Raw genomic sequence first — 21,203 nt, 5'->3', positions numbered from 1 at the left:
AGTCCTCAGTCGAGGATGAACTTCTCCAGGTAGGCGGGGTTGGCGCGCTCGAGCATCGATTGCGAGCGCCGCCGGATCATGGCGTCGGAGCCGCCGCCCCGCGGCAGGATCCAGAAGGCGCCGGTCCGGATCCCTTCCAGGGCGTGGGCCGCGACCTCTTCGGGCTCGGTCATCTCGGCTTCCAGTCCGGCGTCCTTCATCGCCTGCTCCCAGCCTTCGAGGGTGGGATACGGGCTCTGACGCGGCTTGGTTTTCGCGTAGCGCTCGGGGCGGTTGCGGTAGCTCTCCCACAGGCCGGTGCGCACCATGTGCGGGCCCGGGAACAGGACCGAGGCGCCGATCTTGGCGTCGGCCTGCTTCAGCTGCGCGTAGAGCGCTTCGGTCATCGTGACGATCGCTGATTTGGTGACGGCGTAGACGCTGGCCGTGGGCAGCGGCGCGATGCCGCCGTCCGGGGAGCTGGTATTCACGACGTGCCCGGGGGTGTCCTGGGCGATCATGCGCGGCAGGAAGGCCTGGATGCCGTGGAAGACGCCCCAGATGTTGACCGCGAACGCCCACTGCCAGTCGGCGCGCTCGTGCTGCCACATCGGGCCCTCGGCGCCGGAGCCGACGCCGGCGTTGTTGCAGAGCACGTCGATGCTCGGGAAGGCATCGAAGGCGCAGTCGGCGAGAACGTCCACGGACTCCGGCAGCGAGACGTCGGTGACCACGCCGATCGCCCGCGCGCCCCGGACCGCGCACGCGCCGACCTCCGCGACGGCCTTGTCCAGCGCGGGTTCCTCGACGTCGGCGAGCACGACGTTCATGCCCTCGGCGGCGAACAGCCGCGCCATCGCCAATCCGATGCCGCTGGCCGCGCCGGTCACCACCGCGCTCTTGCCCGGCAGGTCAGTCAGCATCGGACACCTCGGCGGGGTCCTTAAGCAGTACCGAGTCGTGGACCTGCGCGGGGTCGTCGTAGCGCTGGTGGACGTAGGGCAGGATCTCCTGCGGATCCAGCCTCGCCACGACCTCGCCGCGCTGGTCGGAGGTCTTCTCGCCGTAGGTGATCTCGACCAGCCGGAGCACCGGGAGGTCGGCGATCGGGTCCAGATCGGAGTCGCGGAGGATCACCTCACCCTCGACGGCGTTCAGCGAGCGGGTCTTCTCGGTGCGCAGGCAGCGCACGAGCAGCGGGTCGGCGTCGAAGCCGGAGCCGTCCACCGCGGGCAGGAACTTCAGGTACCAGTCGACCTTGACGTAGGGCGCCGGCGGTTCCAGCGCGCCGGCGATCCGGCCGCGGATCTCGGCGAAGGTGACGCCGTGCCGGGTGACCGTGCCGGCCACCTGCTCGCCGTCGCGGTCGACGACGACCTCGGCCAGCTTCTTCGGCTCGCCGAACACCTCCCGGCCGCCGATCAGCGAGCGCTCGGTGGTCATCGGCATGACCAGGCTGTACCAGCCTTCTTCGCCGCCGTGGGCGCAGGCCACGGAAATCGCGGCGGCGCCCAATGGCGCGCCGCTGTGTTGATGGTCGTCAAAGACGGACATGTCGACCTGGTTGATCGTGGCGCGCACGTACGGCTTGGCGGTGGGCTTCAGGGGCGGGGGCAGGACCTGCGCCAGGGCGTCGGGGTCGGTCTCCCAGACGGCGTGGACGCCGGTGGACCACAGATCGGGCAGCTTGGCGGCGGATTCGCGGGCGGCGGCGACCGCTTCGAGGTCGCGCGGGCCGTACCGGACTCTCGGCATATCTGACTCCTCGTCATAAGCCTTCTGTAACACCGTTACACCCGGGCGCGCGAAGGGTAAAGAGCCATCGGTGGCGAGAGGATGGACGCGTGACTCAGGAGACGGCGAAACCCCCGCGCGCCCCGGCGGTGACCCGCCGCGCCGTCCTCGACGCCGCGACGCGGCTGGTCGAGGAGCAGGGGGTGTCCGGGCTGTCGATGCGCAAGCTCGCCGCCGAGCTGGGGGTCGCGGTCACCTCGATCTACTGGCACGTCGGCAACCGCGAGGCGCTGCTCGACGAGCTGGTGCAGGAGATGGTGCACGGCCTGGACACGCTGCCGGCCCGCGGGACGACGCCGACGGCACGCGTGCTCTCGCTCGCGGTGGAGCTGCGGCGGGTCCTGCGGGAGCACCCGCACCTGATCGGGCTGGTCAACGAGCGCGGGCTGACACCGGCGATGTTCCTGCCCTCGCAGCGGACGCTGGTGGCGGAGATCTCGGCGGCCGGGCTGCGCGGCATCCGCGCGGCCGAGGTGGTGCGCGCCTTGCAGTTTCATGTGATCGGCTTCGTACTCGTCGAGCGGCACACCGACCGCTCGCCGGAACAGCACCCCTCGGCGGAGGAGCTGTGGCTGGCCGAACCAGGGTCGGACGCCGCCCTGGCCGGCGCGCTGGCGACGGCGGTGGACGCCGACCGGCTGTTCGCGGTGGCGACCGAGGCGCTGGTGCGGTCGCTGCTCGCGGATCAGTAGCCTGCGACCGCCCCGCCGCCTACGCTGGACCGCCATGACAGTCGAAGACGTCGTCGGACCGGCCACGCACATGGTGTTCCGCTCGCCGATGACCGAGGAGCGCGCGAACCGGATCGCCGCGGATCTGGCGGCTACGGGACCGGCGACGGTCGCCGACTATGCGTGCGGCTGGGGCGAGTTGTTGTTGCGGGTCCTGGCATTGGCGCCTTCCGCGCGGGGATTCGGCGTGGACATGTCGGCACGGGATCTGGAACGGGGACGGGCCAACGCCGCGGCGCGCGGGCTCGGCGATCGGGTCGAGTTCATCGACGCGCCGGCTCGCGACCATATGCGGCCCGCGGATGTGGTGATCAACAGCGGTGCCTGGCAGGTGTTCGCCAAAACAGTGCCGCAGGCGCTGGAGGTGTTGCGTCCGTTGGTGAATCCCGGCGGGCGGCTGTTCTTCGGCGTCGAGCACTGGGAGAGCGTGCCGCCGCCGGAGCGGCTGGCCGCGATGTGGCCGGGGACCACGGCCGACCGCTACGAGCTGCTGCCGGACATCGTCGACCACGTCGTCGCCGCCGGATTCCGGCCGCTGCGCGTCGAATCGTCGACGCGCGCGGAGTGGGAGGACTACGAATCGCTGGAGACCAGGGACTCCGAGGAGTGGCTGCTGGCCAATCCGGGCCATCCGGACGCCGCCGAGGTGCGCGATCAGCTGGATAACAAACGAAGCATCTGGCTGCGCGGACACCGCGATTACTTCGGATTCGCCATGCTCACACTGGGTGTTCCGGCGTAGTAAGGGACGTGTCCGGAGGCTGATATTCTCACCACATTGTCGTCTTCGGGCTGACGTGGCGGCGGCGATCGCATAACGTTCTGCCGTGCCTTCACCGCTCCACGAGTACCCGAGGGGTCCTCGCCTGTCGCTGCGCGAGTTCCGCCCTGACGACCTTCTGGCCTGGCAGCGCATCGCCGGCGACCCCAGGGTGGCCGCGCACACCCCATGGCCGGCTTTGGCGACCCCCGATACCACCGGCGCGTGGCTGTCCGAGACCGCGCGCATGGCGCAGCTCCAGCCCCGCCGCAGCTTCTACCTGGCGGTGGAGCAGTACGGGGACCTGATCGGCTCGGCGACGCTGGACATCCTCAGCTTCCCGCACCGCCAAGGCGAGATCGGCGTCTACCTGCGCCCCGACCGCTGGGCCGAAGGCCTCGGCACCGAGGCCTCCCGCCTCCTGCTCGAGCTGGCCTTCTCCCGCCTGGAACTGCACCGCGTCCAGACCACCGTGGACCCGCGGAACACCCCGGGCATGCGCGTCGCGGAGCACGTGAAGATGCGCCCCGAAGGCGTCCTGCTGGACCGCTTCTTCGTCGCCGGCCACTGGCAGGACCGCGCGATGTACGCCATCACGATGCCCGAATGGCGCGGCGGCGGCCGCGGCGGCGCGCACGCGGCGACGGCGCCCGCCGAGGCCGAGATCGTGGACGCCGAGATCGTCGAGACCGAGACTGTTTCTGCCGTTTCTGCCGTTTCTGCCGTTTCTGCCGTTTCTGCCGAGACCGCCGAGACCGCCGAGACCGTTGAGGCTGGCGAGGCTGAGCCCACGGACACCTTCGACGCCTTCAGCAAGCCCATCACCGCCGACACGCCGTCGGCGCCGACAGCCGTCTCCTTCGAAGGCGGCCCGGAAGAGCCGCTCCTCGGCGCCCCGGTCCCGCCGCCGTCCGAGAAGCAGCAGCCGGACGCCGGGCAGGAACCCCAGGAGCCGCTCGTCGGCGAGACCTCCACCAGCGGCGCGGCCTTCACCGACGAAGACCCGGACGAGGACGAGGTCAGCGAGCCGCGGCTGCTGACGGCGCAGATCGTGATGGAGCAGATCGAGGTCGTGCGGATCGTGCCGCAGGAGCCGTAGGGCCGGGCTACCTGCATGGGCTAGCGCTCGACTACCGCCCGCCGACGCCGGGTACTGGCCCGGCTGTCGGCGGGAGACGCCGCCGCGCTCCATCACCGTGACCCGGGAGTCGGAAATGGCCGTGTGTGAGGTTTGTGGCAACGACTACTACATGTCGTTCGACGTGGTGGCCGCCGGTGTGACGCACACGTTCGACTCGTTCGAGTGCGCGATCCACCGCATGGCGCCGACCTGCGAGCACTGCCGCTGCCGCATCGTCGGGCACGGCGTCGAGGCCGACGGGAAGTTCTACTGCTGCGCCCACTGCGCGACCGCCTCGGGCGCGAACGGCCTCGCCGACCACGTCGACAAGGCCGCACACCCGGGGCACGCCCAGCCGGTCGGCGTGGGCTGAGCCTGCTGCCGGCCTCGGCGTCGAGCTCATGGGGACCTCCGTCTGCGGATTGGTCCCCTTTTCGCGCCACTGATTGGTTCTTACTCGCAGACCAATCGCCTTCTAGCCTCGCTGCATGTCCACGATCATCGAAGAGGTCGGCGCTGCCGCCGGCGCGGGAAGCCCGGGGCGCGGCGAAGGAGCCGCGCGCGGCGTCCGGTCCGGCCGGGCCGGCACCCGCGCCGGCACCCGGTACGTCGTCCAAGGCGCCCTGGCCATGTCAGTCCTCGGAGCCTCCACCGCGGTCAGCGCGCACCTCACCCGCTACCCGGTCCTCGGCGGTCAGGCGCTGCGCTACACCCTGGCCGCGGCGGTCTTCGCGGTCATCGTCCGCCGCCAGGGCCTGCCCCGCATCCGGCCGACCGCGCGCGAATGGGTGCTGCTGACCCTGCTGTCGGCGACCGGGCTGGTGCTGTTCAACATCTTCGTCCTGGCCGCGCTCCGGCACACCGACGCCGCCACGCTCGGCAGCGTCGTGGCGTGCTCGCCGCTGGTCCTGGCGATCGCCGGACCGCTGGTCACCAAGAGCGGCCGGCGGCCGCGCCCCGTCCCGGCGCTCGGCGCGGCCGGGCTGGTGGTCGCCGGGAGCGCGGTGGTGCAGGGCTTCGGGCACGGCAGCGCGGCCGGGATCGTCTTCGCCGTCCTGACGCTCGCCTGCGAGGCGTTGTTCTCGCTGCTGGCGGTGCCGCTGCTGCCGAAGTTCGGCGAGCTGCGCGTCTCGGCGTACGTCACCGCCATCGCCGTCCCGACGCTGCTGGTCGCCGGGGTGGCCACCGACGGCACCGCGATGCTGCGCGTGCCCACACTCACCGAGAGCGCGGCGCTGCTGTACCTCGCGCTGCCGCTGACCGTCGGGGCGTTCCTGCTCTGGTACCGCTCGCTCGGCGGTCTGGGCCCGCAGCGCGCGGGGCTGCTGATCGGCACAGTGCCGGTCGCGGCGTGCGCCGCCAGTGCCGCGCTCGGGGTCGGGACGCCGGGGATCGCGCAGTTGGCGGGGGTGGCGGTCGTGGTGGCGGGCATCGTGGTCGGGCTGGCGCTGAGTTGATTCCGACTGAGGATTGAAGCCCGCCGGCGAGGGCGCGCCCCGCCTCCGGCACGCTGAGCGACGTCGGGTAGCGTCAGGCTGTGTCTCGGTACCGTTTCGTCTTCTCCTGGCGCTGGATCCGCCTGCATGTCCTGATCTGGCTGATCCTCATCCCCTCCTTCATCGGCCTGGGGATGTGGCAGCGGAGCCGCTATCACGAGCGCACCGCGGAGAACGCCGTCATCAGGACCGCCATGAACGCCCCACCGGTGCCGATCGAGGGCGCCGACGCCGTGGGCGCCGCGGTGCCGCAGAAGGCCCGCTGGAAGCAGCTCACGCTGGTCGGGACGTACGACGCGGCGCACCAGTTCCTGGCCCGCAACCGCCAGGAGAACGGCAACCCCGGCTTCTTCGTCATCACGCCGATGACGCTCAGCGACGGTACGTCCGTCCTGATCAACCGGGGCTGGATCGCGACCGTCAGCTCCGATCAGCAGCAGTCGCCGGCGATCCCGGCCGCGCCGGCCGGCACGGTCACCGTCACCGGGCGCCTGCAGCAGTCCGAGACCAAGGGCAACACCGGCATCCGCGACGTCACCGCGGGCCTGCCGGCCGGGCAGATCAGCCTGATCAACACCGAGGCGCTGGCCGCCAAGACCGGTCTGCAGCTGCGCGGCGGCTACGCCGAGGTGATCACCTCGAAGCCGGCTGACGCCTCGCAGATCACGGCGGTCGACGCGCCGTCCCTGGACGAGGGACCGTATTTGTCCTACTGGTTCCAGTGGTGGCTGTTCTGCGTGATCGCGGCCGGAGGCTGGATCACGATCATCCGGCGCGAAGCCCAGCACCGGGACCGCGAGGCCGCCGAGGCGGCCGAAGAAGACGAGTACGAGGACGGAGAGGACGACGACGAGCCCGTCGCGGAGGACGAGCCGGACACAGAGGACGAAGACGCGGCCGCCACTCCGACCACCGCTACCGCCACAGCTACCGCTACCGCGCCAGCGCCCTGAGCACGTCCGCCAGCTCCTGCGTCGGCTCGAACCGGATCCCGTCCTCGGCACGGCGTGAGCCCTGCCGGTACAGCACTCCGTCGCGCCACCAGAACAGCTGATCGCTGACCGGGCCGGGCCCGGTCTCGTACTGCCGCCGGGCCAGGCGCAGCATCCCCTCGGCGGCGGGCACGGCCTCCGGGCCGCGCACCGGGTGCGCCGCGAACAGCCCGCGGTTCGGTATCACCACCAGCGCGCCGTTGCTGTCCACGGACACGTAGTCGGGCAGCCAGAAGGAGTGCGTCGGCGCGTAGCCGGAGCCGCCGCGCACCACCGTGATGCTGACGCCCTCGGCCTCCAGCAGCCGGGTCTCCAGCAGCCCTTCGCGCCGCACGTTCTCCCGCGCGGTCCGGTAGGCCTCGCGGGCGGTCACCTTCCAGCGCGCCAGGTCCCCGTAGGCGACCGGGCCCTCCTCGGGGCGGTACCAGCGCACGCCGGCGCCCAGGGGGTCGCGCAGCGGCGAGGGCGGCACCAGCTCCAGCACCTCGACCAGGCCGTCGGCGCAGAACCGGTGCTCTATCCCGGCCAGCGCGGCGGAGTCGGCGTCGTCGCCGCCGAACAGGCGGGCGCGGATCCGGCCGCGCACGGAGGCCCACTCCGAGTCGTGGTCGCCGGTGGAGGACACGGAGCTGGCGTAGAAGCCGGAGGGGTCCACGCGGGCCAGCACGAGCTCCTCGACGAGCTCGGGCCAGTCGGCCTTCTCGGCGACCTCCATCCGGCGCTTGAGGGCGGCCAGCGGCCAGCGGCCGCGGTGCGGGCCGTAGACCTCGATGAGGCCTTCCTCCACGATCGACCAAGCACAGCCGCGACGGCGCAGCTCCACGTCGAGCAGCCCGACCATCGCCACCGCTACCGGATCCCCTTCCGGCCAGCTCCTGCGAGCCTCGGCGGCGTGGCGTGCGTTCGTTCCCACCTGCGGATCCCCCCAAGAGAGAGTCGTCGTACCGGATTGCAAGCAGCCCCCGGCTACCCGCGATCGCTCCCCGCACTCAATATTTTGACGAACGCCCGGGCACTTCGGTTGCCGAACCGTACCGATCTAGTCCCCACCTAGTCCTTTCGGCGTATAAGCGCCACGTATCCCACCGGGTCTCCCATCGAGTGGACCATCGGACAGGGTAATGCCACGCGGCGCTCCCGTCTGCCTCCAATGGGTGACAACCGACCCGAAAGCGTGACGTCTGCTGTTTCGACCGCGTTGGGCGTTACGTGCCCCACACCCCGCCGCGCCCTGAAGCGCCGGATGTCCACAGCGCGGTGCTCCTGGGGGTCCCGGCCCCACGCCGCGACCCGGCCGCCGCACCCGCCGCCGGCAGCACACTGACCCGCCTCCGCCGCACCGGCCATCAGGACCCGGTGGTCACCGACCGAGCATGGGAGCGCATCAGCACTCTCCTGCCCGAACGCCCCCGCCGCCGCCGCAACCCCGGCCGCAAACCCCTCGACGACCGAGCAGTCCTCAACGGCATCCTGGTCGTCCTCGGCCGCCGCATCGGCTTCGAGAAACTCCCCCAAGACCTCGAATACGGCAGCGGCATGACCTGCTGGCGCCGCCTCCGCGACTGGCAACGCGCCGGCATCTGGACCGACATCGCCCACATCCTCCGCGAAGAAATCCCCGAAGCCCGCCGCATCGACTTCGACCGAGTCATCGACACCGCCGACACCGGCACCACCGAAGGCGAAACCCGCGTAGCACGCAGGCCACGCTCGACGACGCTGATCAGGCAGCCCTCGCCGGTCGCCATAGAGTTCGGATTCACGGCACTGAGGAAAAGCCGGTAGGGGGCAGCGAACGCAAACGGCAGGTCAGCGCAGGCAGGCGGCACGTCGGTGCGGGTGAGCAGAACGTCGGCGCAGGCAGGCAGCAGGTCGGCGCAGGCAGGCGGCAGGTCAGCGCGGGTGAGCAGCGGCAGGTCGGCGCGGCTGAGCGGTACGTCGGCGCAGGTGAGCGGCACGTCGGCGCAGGCAGGCGGCAGGTCGGCGCGAGTGAGCAGCACGTCGGCACTAGTGAGCGGCAGGTCGGCGCGGGAGAGTGGCGGATATGCGCAGGCGGGCGGCGGCGTGTCGGTCGGTGGCAGCCCGTATACCTGTATCAGGGGCGAAAATGTCCTAACAGAATGCCAGCGGCGCCATCCGCGATGAACCTCGGCGGCCAGGGTCAGGCTGGCGGCGCCACAATCATCACCCGCCAACCGCCACCACCGCTGCTGCCGCCGCCGCCACCGGTCCCCGCCCGAGAGCCAGCGGGTCCCCACCCGGCAACCGCCAACCGCCGCAGCCGCCACCCCTCACCCAGCAGCCGCAGCCACCTCAGACTCCTGCTCCCCGCCGCGCGAACCCTCCTGCCCCTGGAACTGCACCCGGTAGAGCTCGGCGTAGAGGCCGTTGGCGGCGAGCAGATCCTCGTGGCGGCCGTGTTCGACGATGCGGCCGGCGTCGACGACGAGGATCTGGTCGGCGTCGCGGACGGTGGACAGGCGGTGGGCGATGACCAGGGAGGTGCGGCCGCGGAGGGCTCGGGCGAGGGCGCGTTGGACGGCTGCCTCGCTTTCGCTGTCGAGGTGGGCGGTGGCTTCGTCGAGGACGACGACGCTGGGTGCCTTGAGCAGGAGGCGGGCGATGGCCAGGCGCTGCTTCTCGCCGCCGGAGAGGCGGTAGCCGCGGTCGCCGACGACGGTGTCGAGGCCGTCGGGCAGGGTGTTGACCAGGTCGAGGATCTGCGCGTCGCGGAGGGCGTCGGTCAGCTCTGCGTCGGTGGCGGCGGGGCGGGCGTAGAGCAGGTTGCCGCGGATGGTGGTGTGGAACATGTGCGCGTCCTGCGTCACCGTGCCGACCGTGCCGTGTAGCGACTCCAGGGTGACGTCGCGGATGTCCGTGCCGCCGATGCGGACGGTGCCGGACAGGGGGTCGTAGAGGCGGTTGGCCAGGGAGGTGATGGTGGTCTTGCCCGCGCCGCTGGGTCCGACCAGGGCGACCATCTGGCCCGCCGCGGCGGTGAAGGTCACGCCGCGCAGCACCTGCGCCGAGGGCGCCTGGTCCAGCCGCGCCACCGACTCCAGGGAGGCCAGCGACACCTCGTCGGCGGTCGGGTAGCGGAAGGCGACGTCGTCGAACTCGACCGCGACCGGCCCGGTGGGCAGCTCGCCGGCGTCCGGCTTCTCCTTGATCATCGGCTCCAGGTCCAGGACCTCGAAGACGCGGTCGAAGGAGACCAGCGCCGACATCACCGTGATCCGGACGTTGGTCAGCGCGGTCAGCGGTCCGTAGAGCCGGCCGAGCAGCGCCGCCAGCGCGATCAGCGTGCCCAGCGTGATGGAGTGGCTGATCGCCAGGCGCCCGCCGATCAGATACGTCAGCGCGGTGGCCAGCGCGGCGACCAGGGTCAGCGCCGTCATGAACCACGCGCCGGTCAGCGCGATGCTGATGCCCGCGTTGCGCACCCCGGCGGCCTTCTCGGCGAACTCGGCGTCCTCCTCGGCGGGCCGGCCGAACAGCTTGGCCAGCAGCGCGCCGGAGACGTTGAAGCGCTCGGTCATCATCGCCGACATGTCGGCGTTCAGCTGCATCTGACGCCGGACCTGCCCCTGCATCCGCTTGCCGACGCGCCGCGCCGGGATCAGGAACACCGGCAGCAGCGCCAGCGACAGCACCGTGATCTGCCAGGACAGGTAGAACATCGTCCCGGCGACCAGGACCAGGCTGATGACGTTCGACACCACGTTGGACAGCACCGAGGTGAAAGCCTGCTGCGCCCCGATGACGTCGCTGTTCAGCCGGGAGATCAGCGCGCCGGTCTGGGTCCGCGTGAAGAACGCGATCGGCATGCGCTGGACGTGCGCGAACACCCGGGTCCGCAGGTCGTAGATCAGACCTTCGCCGATCCGCGAGGACAGGAAGCGGTTCACCAGCGAGGCCGCCGCGTCGCCCACCGCGACCGCGGCGATGATCAGCGCCAGCCTGGTGACCGTCGACCGGTCGCCCTTGAGCACGCCGTCGTCGACCAGCTTCTGCGCCAGCAGCGGCGGCATCACGACCAGCACCGCGTCGACGATCGTGATCGCCAGGAACAGCCCGATCAGCACCTTGTACGGCCGGGCGATCTTCATGATCCGCCGGATGGTGCCCGGCGCGAGCTTGTGGTCCAGGATCTCCCTGTCGTTCCGGCCACGGGCGCCGCGCATCATCATCATGCCGGGCGAGCCCATCCCTCCACCCATCGACACGCGTGTAGCTCCCTTTGTCGTCCGCCGTCTTCTAAAAGCGGTGAGGCGGCGCAGCCATTCCCATAACCTTCAGCCATGTTGAACCCTCCTGTGCCGTTTTCCGAAGAGGATTTGTGTGCGCTCTTGGCGAACAGCTGGAGGGTGCAGGCAGCAGGCCTGGACTACGCGCCGGTCGGCTTCGGATCACACCACTGGTCGGTCCGGGACACCGGCGGCGGACGCTGGTTCGTCAACGTGGACACCCTCCCGCCCGAGCCTGAAGCCGCCGCGACTCGGCTGCGGGATCTGACCAACGCCCTTTCGGTCCCGCGCACCCTCCGCGACCTGGGCTACACCTTCACCGTCGCCCCTGTGCCGACGACCGACGGCGCCGTAATCGCCGAACTCGCTCCGCATTTCGCCGTCTCGGTCTACGCACACCTGGACGGCGAGAGCTTCACCTGGCAGCCCTGGAACGACATGGACCCGGACGTGCGCGCCGAGGCCCTGGCGGTCGTCGCCGAACTCCACGCCGTCCCGCGCTCCGCCTGGGGCTCGGCCGACACCGAAGACTTCGCGATCCCCCAGCGCGGCACGCTCGACGCCACGATCGCCGGCGACGTACCGGACCCCGCGCTCGGACCCTTCGCCGATCCCGCCGGCAAGCTCATCACCCGGCACGCCCCGCTGCTCCGCCACCTGCTGTCCCACCACGACGCCCTCGCCGACGCCGCCCGGACCCGCCCCGACACCTTCGTCCTCACCCACGGCGAGCCGCACGCCGGCAACTTCATGCGCACCGACGGCCGCCTGGTCCTGATCGACTGGGACACCGCCCTCATAGCCCCGCCGGAGCGCGACCTGTGGGGCTTCGGCGTCGGCGACCCGGCGCGCCAAGAGCTCTACAGCCTGCACTGGGACCTCGCCGAAACCGCGGTCGACCTGGGCGTCTTCAGCCGTCCGCACACCGGCGACGCCAACGAGCGGGCCGGCTGGATCAACCTGGCGGACACCCTCGCGAACCTGGAAACTACCGCCGCTAGGATCGACCCATCATGGACTTCACGACACTGAGCGCCCACCAGGGCAAGCTCATGGTCTCGGTCGGGGACTCCTTCACCGAGGGCATGTGCGACGACCTCCAGCCGGACGGCTCGTTCCGCGGCTGGGCCGACCGCGTTGCCGAGCGCCTGGCCGCCGACGACCCGCACCTGCGCTACGCCAACCTGGCCGTCCGCGGCAAGCTGATCGGCCAGATAGAACGCGACCAGGTCCCGGTCGCCGCGGCCCTGGAGCCCGACCTGATCACCCTGGCCGGCGGCCTGAACGACGTGCTGCGCCCGCGCTGCGACATGAAGGTGGTCGAAGCCAGCGTCCGGTCCTGTATCACGCAGCTCCAGGCGGGCAAGGCCACGCTCGTCCTGTTCCGCCCCACCGACCCGCGCCGCCGGATGCGCGGCTCCCAGCGGCTGATGCCCAACGTCAACCGGCTGATCGAGCTGGTCGACGAGTACGGCGAGGCGCCCAACACCGTGGTCGTGGACCTGTTCACCGCGCGCGTCTTCGACGACCCCCGCATGTGGGACGAGGACCGCCTGCACTTCTCCCCCCAAGGCCACCGCCGCGTCGCCGAGGCGGTGCTCCAGGCCCTCGGCGCCGCGCCGAGCTTCGACTGGCACGCCGGTCTGCCGCCGGTCCGCCCCAAGCCCTGGCTCCAGGCCCGCCGCCAGGACCTGCGCTGGCTGCGCGTCTACCTGCTGCCCTGGATCGGACGCCGGATCACCGGCAAGTCCTCCGGCGACGGCCGGCTGGCCAAGCGGCCCGAGCCGACCCCGATGACTCGCCCGACCCCGATGACCGAGCCGACCCCGATGACCGAGGCGGCAGAGTAGGGCGAGAGCTGCGAACAACCCTGCGAACAACCTGGCAGCAGCCCGGGGAGCAGCCCAGAAGCCGCCCCGCCTTCGACTCATAACGGCGGCGCCGGGTCGCGCCAGGCATACTCAGGCCGCAAAGTTGTGTCGGACCCGCCCCGTCCACAAAAATGGCGCGGTCCCACCACGACCGCGACCGACAGGCAGGCCACTGAAATGGACACGCTCCGGCGGCTGGCCCTGCGGGCCCGCGGCGACGTCCCCGTCACCGCGTGGCTGATACTCCTGGCTGTGTTCGTCACCGAGTACTGGTGGTGGCACAGCCGCGTGAAACTGTGGGACGGCGACGCGCTCTACTACGTCGCCGCAGCGCTGAAGTTCGCCGGACATTCCACGGACGACTCCCTCCGCCTCACCGGCGTGTTCTTCCACCAGGAAGCCACCGTCGGGCGAATACGCGGCACGCTCACCGGGGTCGCCGGGCAGCCGGGCGTCGGGGAGTTCAACCTCGAGGCGCCGCGCTTCTTCTACTCGGCGCTGGCGGTCCCGTTCGTCTGGGTCTTCGGCGCGAAGGGCATCTGGGTCGTCTCCTACCTGTGCGCCGCGGTGTTCCTGTTCGTCACCATGCGGTTGCTGACCCGCCTGTTCGGGGTGCAGCTCGCGCTGGCGATGCTGGTGCTGTACCAGATCGCCTACGCCTTCTGGTTCTTCCAGACCGGTATCTACACCGAATCCCTAGCGGCGCTGCTCATAGTTCTGATCATCACCCGGCTTCCGCTGGAGCGGGAGACCTCGCGCAGGGACCTGATCTGGATCGGTGTCCTGCTGCTGGTGCTGGCCTTCACCCGGCAGACGGTCCCGGTGCCGGTCGCGGCGATCGTCTTCGCCTACCTGTGGACCGCGATCCGCACCAAGACGTGGGGGAAGGCGAACGTCTGGAACCGTCCGGCGCTGGTCGCCGGAGGCATCGGGGTGTTCGCCGTGGGACTGGTGACGGCGCTGTTCCCGTTCAACGAGCTGCGCCACTACTCCGAGGTGAACCACCTCGGCAACACCGCCTACGTCAAGGCACACCTGGGGCAGACCCTCGGCAAGATCCCGGGGCTGGTCGTGGACATGTTCGCGCGCGAGTTCCGCGGCGCCTTCGCCGGCGACCACGGTCTGCAGGTGCTGTGGCTGCTGACCGCGGTCGCCATCGTCTGGCGGTTCCGGAACGTCTACGCCGCCATGGTCGTCGGCGCGGCGCTGGCCTGCGCCGTCCTGAGCATCCTGGACGCCACCGGGCGCACCTCGCTGCGCTACTTCGTGCCGATGTACCCGCTGGCGCTGATGTTGGTCGCGGACTTTTGGCGCTCGCGCGAGTGGAGCGTCAGGACTCTCCCGTCCCGGCCAGGTCTCGGAAGCGCCGGGTCTGAGCCGCCCGCTCCGCAGCCCGCTGCTCGTCATACGGACGCCCCGCCGCTGCCCGCAGCAGAGCCTTCGACTCCGTGACCGCGCCGCGCGGGGCGGCGAGCAGGTCGGCGGCCAGCTTCGCGGCGGCGGCGTGCAGCTCCTCGCGCGGGACGACGTGGTTGGCCAGACCGATGCGCAGTGCTTCCTCGGCGTCCACGTAGCGCGCGGTCGCCACGATCTCCAGCGCGCGGGAGTAGCCGACGGCGTCCACCAGCGGCTGCGTCCCGGCCAGGTCCGGCACCAGTCCCAGAGCCGGCTCCTTCATGCAGAACAGCACGTCGTCCGCGGCGATCCGGATGTCGCAGGCCAGCGCCAGCTGGAAGCCGGCGCCGATGGCGTGCCCCTGGACCGCGGCCACGGTGATCAGGTCGGTGCGGCGCCACCAGGTGAACGCCTGCTGATACCCCTCGATGGTGCGGTCCACTTCGTCGTCGGACAGCGCGGCGAAGGTGGCGAAGTTCTCGAACATGGACCGGTCCAGGCCGGCGGAGAAGGACTTGCCCTCCGCGCGCAGCACCACGACGCGCACGGTGCCCGGCAGCGCGGCGCCGATCGCGGCGAGCGCGGCCCAGAACTCAGGGGTCTGCGAGTTGCGCTTGTCCGGCCGGTTCAGCGTGAGGGTCGCGGCTTCACCCTCCAGCAGCACGTCGATGCCCGCTTCCGCGGCCTGGCGTGCGGTGTCTTCCCAGCTCATGCGCTCTCCTGAATCCGTGCGGACGGTGCCGAACAGCGAGACTACCCGCGGGTAACTTGTTGCGCCAGCGCAGGACAGGACAATGGAGGTGTCGGCGCCGGCCTGGAGCGGCGCGGACAGGTGTCCGCCGTTGACCGCGGACACAGAAGAGGGCGGGGTGCCCATCACGCACCCCGCCCCTTCGTCACCGGTCGGCTGCCCGAACTCCGCCCGGCTCCCTACGCGCTTCTCAGGCGGTCTTCGCCTTGCCACGCGTCGCGCCGCCCCGGCCCCGAAGCGTCACACCGGATTCGCTGAGCATCCGGTGCACGAACCCGTACGAACGCCCGGTGGACTGGGCGAGGGCGCGAATGGACTCGCCCGCCTCGTACTTCGCCTTGAGGTCGGTCGCGAGCTGCGACCGCGCGTCGCCGGTCACCCGGCTGCCCTTCTTGAGAGTCTCGGCCACACGTGCCTCCTGGAGTGGATGTGCGCTCTAGGTACACATGATCACCCCTCGCAGCGCTCTTGGCCACCGATTCGGCGATGTTGCCCATAACATCAATGTCACGTCTCCCGATCGGACCAGGAGATCATGCATATTTGTCCGGTTATCGCATGATCCGGTTCCCGAGACGAATCAGCCCTCGATGAAACATTGCGACCCGAAGGGTCCCCATAACGGGTGGTGGTGGGAGACGGGTGGGGGAAGGATCCCGCCCTGGCGGGGGATGGCGAATTCCACCCTCGGCCAGGCTCGGGGGTCGTTTTGGGGGACACCGCGACCGGAGCCGGGACGCCCGGATCCGCTACGCCAGCGACACGAGATCCAAATACTGCTCGCTCCACAAGTCCTCGTCGCCGTCGGGCAGAAGGATCACGCGCTCCGGGTTCAGCGCCTGCACCGCACCCTCATCGTGGGTCACCATGATCACCGCGCCCTCATACGTCCCGAGCGCCCCGAGGATCTCCGCGCGCGAGGCCGGGTCCAGGTTGTTGGTGGGCTCGTCGAGCAGCAGCACGTTCGCCGTGGAGACCACCAGGGTCGCCAGCGCCAGCCGGGTCTTCTCGCCGCCGGAGAGCACGCCGGCCGGCTTGTCGACGTCATCGCCGGAGAACAGGAACGAGCCGAGCGTCTTGCGCACGGCGACCAGATCCAGGTCCGGCGCCGCGCTGCGCATGTTCTCCAGGACCGTGCGCTCCGGGTCGAGCGTCTCGTGTTCCTGCGCGTAGTAGCCGAGCTTGAGGCCGTGACCCTCCTCGACCTGGCCGGTGTCCGCCTGCTCCACGCCGCCGAGCAGGCGCAGCAGCGTGGTCTTGCCCGCGCCGTTCAGGCCCAGGATGACCACCTTGGAGCCGCGGTCCACCGCGAGGTCCACGTCGGTGAAGACTTCCAGCGAGCCGTAGGACTTCGACAGTCCGGAGGCCATCAGCGGGGTCTTGCCGCACGGCGCCGGAGTCGGGAAGCGCAGCTTGGCGACCTTGTCCGACTGCCGCACCTCCTCCAGCCCGGCCAGCATCCGGTTGGCGCGCCGGGCCATGTTCTGCGCGGCGACGGTCTTCGTCGCCGAGGCGCGCATCTTGTCGGCCTGCGCGTTGAGCACCGCGGCCTTCTTCTCGACGTTGGCGCGCTCGCGCTTGCGGCGCCGCTCGTCGTCCTCGCGCTGCTTGAGGTAGAGCTTCCAGCCCATGTTGTAGTAGTCGATCGCGGCGCGGTTGGCGTCCAGGTGGAACACCCTGTTCACGCACTGCTCGACCAGGTTCACGTCGTGGGAGATGACGATGAAGCCGCCCTTGTAGGACTTCAGGAAGTCCCGCAGCCACACGATCGAGTCGGCGTCGAGGTGGTTGGTCGGCTCGTCCAGGAGCAGGACCTCGTTGTCGCCGAACAGGATCCGGGACAACTCGACGCGGCGGCGCTGGCCGCCGGACAGGGTGTGCAGAGGCTGGTTCATCACGCGGTCGGGCAGACCGAGGGCGGAGGCGATCGTCGCGGCCTCGGAGTCGGCGGCGTATCCGCCGGCGGCGACGAACTCGTCTTCCAGCCGCGCGTAACGGCGCATCGCCTTGTCGTGCGTGGCCTGGTCGTCGGAGGCCATCCGCTTCTCGTTCTCGCGCATCCGGCGCATGAGGTCGTCCAGACCGCGCGCGGACAGGATGCGGTCGCGGGCGATCACGTCCAGATCGCCGGTGCGGGGGTCCTGCGGCAGGTAGCCGACCGGTCCGGTCCGGCTGATGGTGCCGGCCGCCGGGATGGTCTCACCGGCCAGGGTCTTGGTGAGCGTGGTCTTGCCGGCGCCGTTGCGGCCGACCAGGCCGATGCGGTCGCCGGGACCCACTCGGAAGGAGGCCTTCTCGATCAGGATGCGGCTGCCGGCCCGGAGCTCGACGTCGGTTGCGGTGATCACAACGCACCATTTTACGGTGCGTGCGACACCACTCCTGAACGAGTTTCGGGCAACGCGCTATGTGATAAGGCGCGCAGGACAGGCGATGTGACTCAGATCGCCTGCAGACCGGCGATGAGCCGGCTGCCCAGACCGCGGTCCACGCGCTTGCTGTCCCGCCAGCACACCGCGAAGGAGCGGCCCGCGTGCCAGGAACTGAGCGCGGTACGGGTGTATCCGACGGTCGCCGAGGGCAGGTCGTCCACCCGGAACCAGCCGAGCTTCTCGCACTTGCCGGGCTCGGCGTTCACCGGGCCGCCGGACCAGCGGCTGGCAGCGAAGAACAGCTGCATGCGCGGTTCGCCGTCGGCCTCGCGGTGGTGGACGGTCACCGCGTGCTCCAGGTCGCCGGGATCGATGCGCACACCGAGTTCCTCGCGCGCCTCGCGGACCAAAGCCTGCACCGCGTCCTCGCCGGGCTCCACATGGCCGGCAGGTACGTGCCACCGCCCGGAACCCCACACGGCACCCTTGCGCAGCCCCAGAAGCACGCGCTCGTCATCGGGCCGCTGCAGAATGAGGTGGACGGCGAGCAGGCACGACTCACGGCCGTTCGTCGCCTTCCGTATCCCGGACACTGGCTCCCCCTTTGTACGCGGGTCTTGACCATCCCGTTACTTGTAACAGGTACCAACCTACCCACACGTACCGTCGTTTACGCAAGACTTCCGCGCCTGCGAATGCACATGCATCCGCAGAAGTAGGCGCCTGAAAGGCTTCAGCAGGGTAGCGATACACACAGAAAACCGCCCGATTCCCTCAGAATCGGGCGGCATGAATTTACGAGCCGGAAACGCAGTGCGCTGATATCAGACGTTGAAGCCCAGCGCCCGCAGCTGCTCCCGGCCGTCGTCGGTGATCTTGTCCGGACCCCACGGCGGCATCCAGACCCAGTTCACCCGGAAGTCCGCGACCAGGCCGTCCAGCGCCATGCGCATCTGGTCCTCGATGACGTCCTGCAGCGGGCACGCCGCCGAGGTGAGCGTCATGTCGACGACGGCGATGTTCGCGTCGTCGACGGTGAGCCCGTAGACCAGGCCGAGATCGACGACGTTGATCCCGAGCTCGGGGTCCACCACGTCGCGCAGCGCCTCGGTGACGTCCTCGACCGGCGCCAGTTCGGTCGTGCTCATGCCTTCACACCCTTGCCTTCGTATCCGACACTGCTCTCCGAGTCTGCCAGCGCCTGCGCGGTCGCGTCCTTCCACGCCATCCACGACAGCAGCGCGCACTTCACACGCCCGGGGTACTTGGCGACGCCGGCGAACGCCACGGCGTCCTCCAGCACCTCCTCGTGCTCCTCGGCGAACTCCGGGCCCTCCAGCTTGGACTGCATCAGCCGCAGGAAGGTCTCCTGGACCTCGCGGGCCTGGCCGACCGACTTGCCGATCAGCAGGTCCGCCATGACCGAGGCCGAGGCCTGGCTGATCGAGCAGCCCTGGGACTCGTACGAGATGTCGCTGATCACGTCGCCCTGGAGGTCCACGCGCATGGTCACCTCGTCGCCGCACGTCGGATTGACGTGGTGCACCTGTGAGGCGAACGGCTCCCGCAGCCCCTTGTGGTGCGGGTGCCGGTAGTGGTCCAGGATGATCTCCTGGTACATCGATTCCAGCTGCATCTGACCCTTCCCAGCCTTCCCTTGCCGGCCTTTCAGACTCCGAAGAACCGCTTCACCTGGTCCAGACCCTCGACGAGGGCGTCGACCTCGGCCGGCGTGGAGTACAGATAGAACGACGCGCGCGTGGTCGCAGGAATTCCGAACCGCACGCACACCGGCCGCGCGCAGTGGTGCCCGACGCGCACCGCGATGCCGTGCTCGTCCAGGACCTGGCCCACGTCGTGCGGGTGGATGTCGCCGAGCGTGAAGGAGATCGCCGCGCCGCGGTCCTGGTTCGTCGCCGGGCCGATGATCCGCAGATCCTCGACCTCCTGCAGGCGCTTGAGCGCGTACTCGGTGATCGCGTGCTCGTGCGCCGCGACGTTCTCCATGCCGATGCCGTTGAGGTAGTCCACCGCCGCGCCCAGCGCGATCACCTCGGCGATCGGCGGGGTCCCGGCCTCGAACTTGTGCGGCAGCCCGGCATAGGTGGACTTCTCCATCGTGACCGTCTGGATCATCTCGCCGCCGCCGAGGAAGGGCGGCAGCTCCTCCAGCAGGTCCCGGCGTCCCCACAGGACGCCGACGCCGGTCGGGCCGAGCATCTTGTGCCCGGTGAAGGCGACGAAGTCGGCGCCCAGGGCCTGCACGTCCAGCGGCAGGTGCGGCGCGGACTGCGAGGCGTCCAGGACCACCAGCGCGCCGACCTCGTGCGCGCGCTTGACGATGGTCTCGACCGGGTTGACCGTGCCCAGGATGTTGGAGATGTGGACCAGCGAGACCACCTTGGTGCGCTCGTTGATCACCTCGTCCAGGTTCGACAGGTCCAGCCGGCCCTCGTCGGTGATCCCGAACCAGCGCAGCTTGGCGCCGATGCGCTCGGCGGTGAGCTGCCACGGCACGATGTTGGAGTGGTGCTCCATCTCCGAGATGACGATCTCGTCGCCGGGGCGGATGCCGTAGGGCTCGCCGGCCCAGCCGAGCACGTTCGCCACCAGGTTCAGCGCCTCGGAGGAGTTCTTCGTGAAGACGACCTCCTCGCGCGGGGCGTTGATGAACGCCGCCACCTTGTCGCGGCCGCCCTCGTACAGCGCCGTGGCCTCCTCGGCCAGCACGTGGATGCCGCGGTGCACGTTGGCGTTGTGCAGCGAGTAGTACTCGACGATGCTGTCGATCACCTGCTGCGGCGACTGCGAGGTCGCGGCGTTGTCCAGGTACACCAGCGGCTTGTCGCCGTGCACCAGGCGCTGCAGGATCGGGAAGTCCTTGCGGATGGTATCCGTATCAAGGAACTGAGAATTGATAACCATGTCGAATCAGGCTCCGGTCTCCACGTAGGCCTGGTAACCCTCGGATTCCAGCTTGTCCGCCAGCTCCGGGCCGCCGGATTCCACGATGCGGCCGTCGGAGAAGACGTGGACGTAGTCCGGCTTGATGTAGCGCAGGATCCGCGTGTAGTGCGTGATCAGCAGCGTGCCGACCTCGCCGGACTCGCGGACCCGGTTCACACCCTCCGAGACGCTCTTCAGCGCGTCGACGTCCAGACCGGAGTCGGTCTCGTCGAGGATCGCGATCTTCGGCTTGAGGAGCTCCATCTGCAGGATCTCGTGGCGCTTCTTCTCGCCGCCCGAGAAGCCCTCGTTCACGTTGCGCTCGGCCATCGCCTTGTCCATCTGGATGGCTTCCATGGCGCCGTTGACTTCCTTGACCCAGGTGCGCAGCTTGGGAGCCTCGCCGCGGATCGCGGTCGCCGCGGTGCGCAGGAAGTTGGAGACGGTGACGCCGGGGATCTCCACCGGGTACTGCATCGCCAGGAACATGCCGGCGCGGGCGCGCTCGTCCACGGTCATCGCCAGCACGTCCTCGCCGTCCAGGGTGACGGTGCCGGAGGTGATGGTGTACTTCGGGTGGCCGGCGATCGAGTAGGCCAGGGTGGACTTGCCGGACCCGTTCGGGCCCATGATGGCGTGCGTCTCCCCCTCCTTGACCGTGAGGTTCACGCCGCGCAGGATCTCGCGCGGACCGCCTTCGCCCTCGACGGTGACGTGCAGGTCCTTGATTTCCAGGGTCGCCATGACGC

At 70.0% G+C, this 21,203-nt stretch carries 21 protein-coding genes; 9 read left to right on the top strand and 12 right to left on the bottom strand.

The annotated features are described in order from the left end of the window. Window positions 1-5 precede the first annotated feature (5 nt). On the bottom strand, window positions 6-902 hold the full coding sequence (locus tag CACI_RS11390) for an SDR family oxidoreductase (RefSeq protein ID WP_012786498.1): 897 nt from the start codon (window positions 900-902) through the stop codon (window positions 6-8). Then, on the bottom strand, window positions 892-1,734 hold the full coding sequence (locus tag CACI_RS11385; protein WP_012786497.1) for an acetoacetate decarboxylase family protein: 843 nt from the start codon (window positions 1,732-1,734) through the stop codon (window positions 892-894). Before CACI_RS11385 ends, CACI_RS11390 begins: the two co-directional genes overlap by 11 nt. Window positions 1,735-1,823: 89 nt before the next feature. Here CACI_RS11385 and CACI_RS11380 point away from each other — a divergent pair, with 89 nt between their 5' ends. From CACI_RS11380 to CACI_RS11355, 6 genes are all read left to right on the top strand, one after another. Further along, window positions 1,824-2,465 (top strand): TetR/AcrR family transcriptional regulator, encoded by a 642-nt coding sequence (locus tag CACI_RS11380; protein WP_012786496.1) that lies wholly within the window; start codon window positions 1,824-1,826, stop codon window positions 2,463-2,465. Window positions 2,466-2,499: 34 nt separating this feature from the next. Beyond that, a complete protein-coding gene (locus CACI_RS11375; protein ID WP_012786495.1) occupies window positions 2,500-3,246 on the top strand; it encodes an SAM-dependent methyltransferase in 747 nt (248 codons plus the stop codon). A gap of 85 nt (window positions 3,247-3,331) precedes the next feature. Continuing rightward, window positions 3,332-4,363, top strand: a complete 1,032-nt coding sequence (locus tag CACI_RS45400) for a GNAT family N-acetyltransferase (RefSeq protein WP_012786494.1) — start codon at window positions 3,332-3,334, stop codon at window positions 4,361-4,363. Window positions 4,364-4,478: 115 nt separating this feature from the next. Next, complete coding sequence (locus CACI_RS11365; RefSeq protein WP_012786493.1) at window positions 4,479-4,757, top strand: hypothetical protein; 279 nt, start codon at window positions 4,479-4,481, stop codon at window positions 4,755-4,757. A 115-nt stretch (window positions 4,758-4,872) separates the two neighbouring features. After that, the gene (locus CACI_RS11360; protein WP_012786492.1) at window positions 4,873-5,841 is read left to right on the top strand and encodes a DMT family transporter; all 969 of its coding nucleotides are present in this window, start codon (window positions 4,873-4,875) and stop codon (window positions 5,839-5,841) included. Between the two features lie 80 nt (window positions 5,842-5,921). Then, the gene (locus tag CACI_RS11355) at window positions 5,922-6,833 is read left to right on the top strand and encodes an SURF1 family cytochrome oxidase biogenesis protein (RefSeq protein ID WP_012786491.1); all 912 of its coding nucleotides are present in this window, start codon (window positions 5,922-5,924) and stop codon (window positions 6,831-6,833) included. On the opposite strand, the gene CACI_RS11350 is transcribed toward CACI_RS11355, so the two are convergent. Beyond that, complete coding sequence (locus CACI_RS11350) at window positions 6,814-7,785, bottom strand: hypothetical protein (RefSeq protein ID WP_143765204.1); 972 nt, start codon at window positions 7,783-7,785, stop codon at window positions 6,814-6,816. The two genes, CACI_RS11355 and CACI_RS11350, sit on opposite strands and share 20 nt — an antisense overlap. Window positions 7,786-8,081: 296 nt before the next feature. On the opposite strand from CACI_RS11350, the gene CACI_RS53845 reads away from it, so the two are divergent. Then, the gene (locus CACI_RS53845) at window positions 8,082-8,657 is read left to right on the top strand and encodes a transposase (RefSeq protein WP_083795651.1); all 576 of its coding nucleotides are present in this window, start codon (window positions 8,082-8,084) and stop codon (window positions 8,655-8,657) included. A 506-nt stretch (window positions 8,658-9,163) separates the two neighbouring features. Here CACI_RS53845 and CACI_RS11340 read toward each other — a convergent pair. After that, window positions 9,164-11,080: an ABC transporter ATP-binding protein gene (locus tag CACI_RS11340; protein ID WP_012786488.1), complete on the bottom strand. Its 1,917-nt coding sequence runs from the start codon at window positions 11,078-11,080 to the stop codon at window positions 9,164-9,166. 141 nt (window positions 11,081-11,221) lie between these two features. Here CACI_RS11340 and CACI_RS11335 point away from each other — a divergent pair, with 141 nt between their 5' ends. Beyond that, the gene (locus CACI_RS11335; protein ID WP_190276746.1) at window positions 11,222-12,151 is read left to right on the top strand and encodes a phosphotransferase; all 930 of its coding nucleotides are present in this window, start codon (window positions 11,222-11,224) and stop codon (window positions 12,149-12,151) included. Beyond that, window positions 12,133-12,969, top strand: a complete 837-nt coding sequence (locus tag CACI_RS11330) for an SGNH/GDSL hydrolase family protein (RefSeq protein ID WP_012786486.1) — start codon at window positions 12,133-12,135, stop codon at window positions 12,967-12,969. Before CACI_RS11335 ends, CACI_RS11330 begins: the two co-directional genes overlap by 19 nt. A gap of 1,351 nt (window positions 12,970-14,320) precedes the next feature. Here CACI_RS11330 and CACI_RS11325 read toward each other — a convergent pair. The 8 genes from CACI_RS11325 to sufC form a co-directional block, all read right to left on the bottom strand. Further along, entirely contained in the window at window positions 14,321-15,097 is a 777-nt protein-coding gene (locus CACI_RS11325) for an enoyl-CoA hydratase/isomerase family protein (RefSeq protein WP_041541546.1), read from the bottom strand. Between the two features lie 229 nt (window positions 15,098-15,326). Beyond that, window positions 15,327-15,545, bottom strand: a complete 219-nt coding sequence (locus CACI_RS11320) for a helix-turn-helix domain-containing protein (RefSeq protein ID WP_012786483.1) — start codon at window positions 15,543-15,545, stop codon at window positions 15,327-15,329. A 340-nt stretch (window positions 15,546-15,885) separates the two neighbouring features. Next, window positions 15,886-17,484: an ABC-F family ATP-binding cassette domain-containing protein gene (locus CACI_RS11315; RefSeq protein ID WP_012786482.1), complete on the bottom strand. Its 1,599-nt coding sequence runs from the start codon at window positions 17,482-17,484 to the stop codon at window positions 15,886-15,888. Window positions 17,485-17,576: 92 nt separating this feature from the next. Continuing rightward, window positions 17,577-18,101 carry an NUDIX hydrolase gene (locus CACI_RS11310; protein WP_012786481.1) on the bottom strand — a complete coding sequence of 175 codons (525 nt, stop codon included), beginning with the start codon at window positions 18,099-18,101 and terminating at the stop codon, window positions 17,577-17,579. Window positions 18,102-18,332: 231 nt separating this feature from the next. Further along, window positions 18,333-18,656 carry a metal-sulfur cluster assembly factor gene (locus CACI_RS11305; protein ID WP_012786480.1) on the bottom strand — a complete coding sequence of 108 codons (324 nt, stop codon included), beginning with the start codon at window positions 18,654-18,656 and terminating at the stop codon, window positions 18,333-18,335. Continuing rightward, window positions 18,653-19,144 (bottom strand): Fe-S cluster assembly sulfur transfer protein SufU, encoded by a 492-nt coding sequence (gene sufU / locus CACI_RS11300; RefSeq protein ID WP_012786479.1) that lies wholly within the window; start codon window positions 19,142-19,144, stop codon window positions 18,653-18,655. Before sufU ends, CACI_RS11305 begins: the two co-directional genes overlap by 4 nt. A gap of 32 nt (window positions 19,145-19,176) precedes the next feature. After that, complete coding sequence (locus CACI_RS11295) at window positions 19,177-20,433, bottom strand: cysteine desulfurase (RefSeq protein ID WP_012786478.1); 1,257 nt, start codon at window positions 20,431-20,433, stop codon at window positions 19,177-19,179. 6 nt (window positions 20,434-20,439) lie between these two features. Beyond that, the gene (gene sufC / locus CACI_RS11290; RefSeq protein ID WP_012786477.1) at window positions 20,440-21,198 is read right to left on the bottom strand and encodes a Fe-S cluster assembly ATPase SufC; all 759 of its coding nucleotides are present in this window, start codon (window positions 21,196-21,198) and stop codon (window positions 20,440-20,442) included. Window positions 21,199-21,203 lie beyond the last annotated feature (5 nt).

The sequence above is a fragment of the Catenulispora acidiphila DSM 44928 genome (genome assembly GCF_000024025.1).
Lineage (GTDB): Bacteria > Actinomycetota > Actinomycetes > Streptomycetales > Catenulisporaceae > Catenulispora > Catenulispora acidiphila.
Note: the sequence above shows the minus strand (reverse complement) of the source record. Positions and strands in the feature narration are given on the sequence as shown.

Bases quoted from the DNA above. Each gene is read 5' to 3' on its own strand.
- CACI_RS11390 (WP_012786498.1), bottom strand. From the start codon at position 902: ATGCTGACTGACCTGCCGGGCAAGAGCGCGGTGGTGACCGGCGCGGCC.
- CACI_RS11385 (WP_012786497.1), bottom strand. From the start codon at position 1,734: ATGCCGAGAGTCCGGTACGGCCCGCGCGACCTCGAAGCGGTCGCCGCC.
- CACI_RS11375 (WP_012786495.1), top strand. From the start codon at position 2,500: ATGACAGTCGAAGACGTCGTCGGACCGGCCACGCACATGGTGTTCCGC.
- CACI_RS11365 (WP_012786493.1), top strand. From the start codon at position 4,479: ATGGCCGTGTGTGAGGTTTGTGGCAACGACTACTACATGTCGTTCGAC.
- CACI_RS11360 (WP_012786492.1), top strand. From the start codon at position 4,873: ATGTCCACGATCATCGAAGAGGTCGGCGCTGCCGCCGGCGCGGGAAGC.
- CACI_RS11340 (WP_012786488.1), bottom strand. From the start codon at position 11,080: ATGGGCTCGCCCGGCATGATGATGATGCGCGGCGCCCGTGGCCGGAAC.
- CACI_RS11330 (WP_012786486.1), top strand. From the start codon at position 12,133: ATGGACTTCACGACACTGAGCGCCCACCAGGGCAAGCTCATGGTCTCG.
- CACI_RS11325 (WP_041541546.1), bottom strand. From the start codon at position 15,097: ATGAGCTGGGAAGACACCGCACGCCAGGCCGCGGAAGCGGGCATCGAC.
- CACI_RS11305 (WP_012786480.1), bottom strand. From the start codon at position 18,656: ATGAGCACGACCGAACTGGCGCCGGTCGAGGACGTCACCGAGGCGCTG.
- sufU (WP_012786479.1), bottom strand. From the start codon at position 19,144: ATGCAGCTGGAATCGATGTACCAGGAGATCATCCTGGACCACTACCGG.
- CACI_RS11295 (WP_012786478.1), bottom strand. From the start codon at position 20,433: ATGGTTATCAATTCTCAGTTCCTTGATACGGATACCATCCGCAAGGAC.
- sufC (WP_012786477.1), bottom strand. From the start codon at position 21,198: ATGGCGACCCTGGAAATCAAGGACCTGCACGTCACCGTCGAGGGCGAA.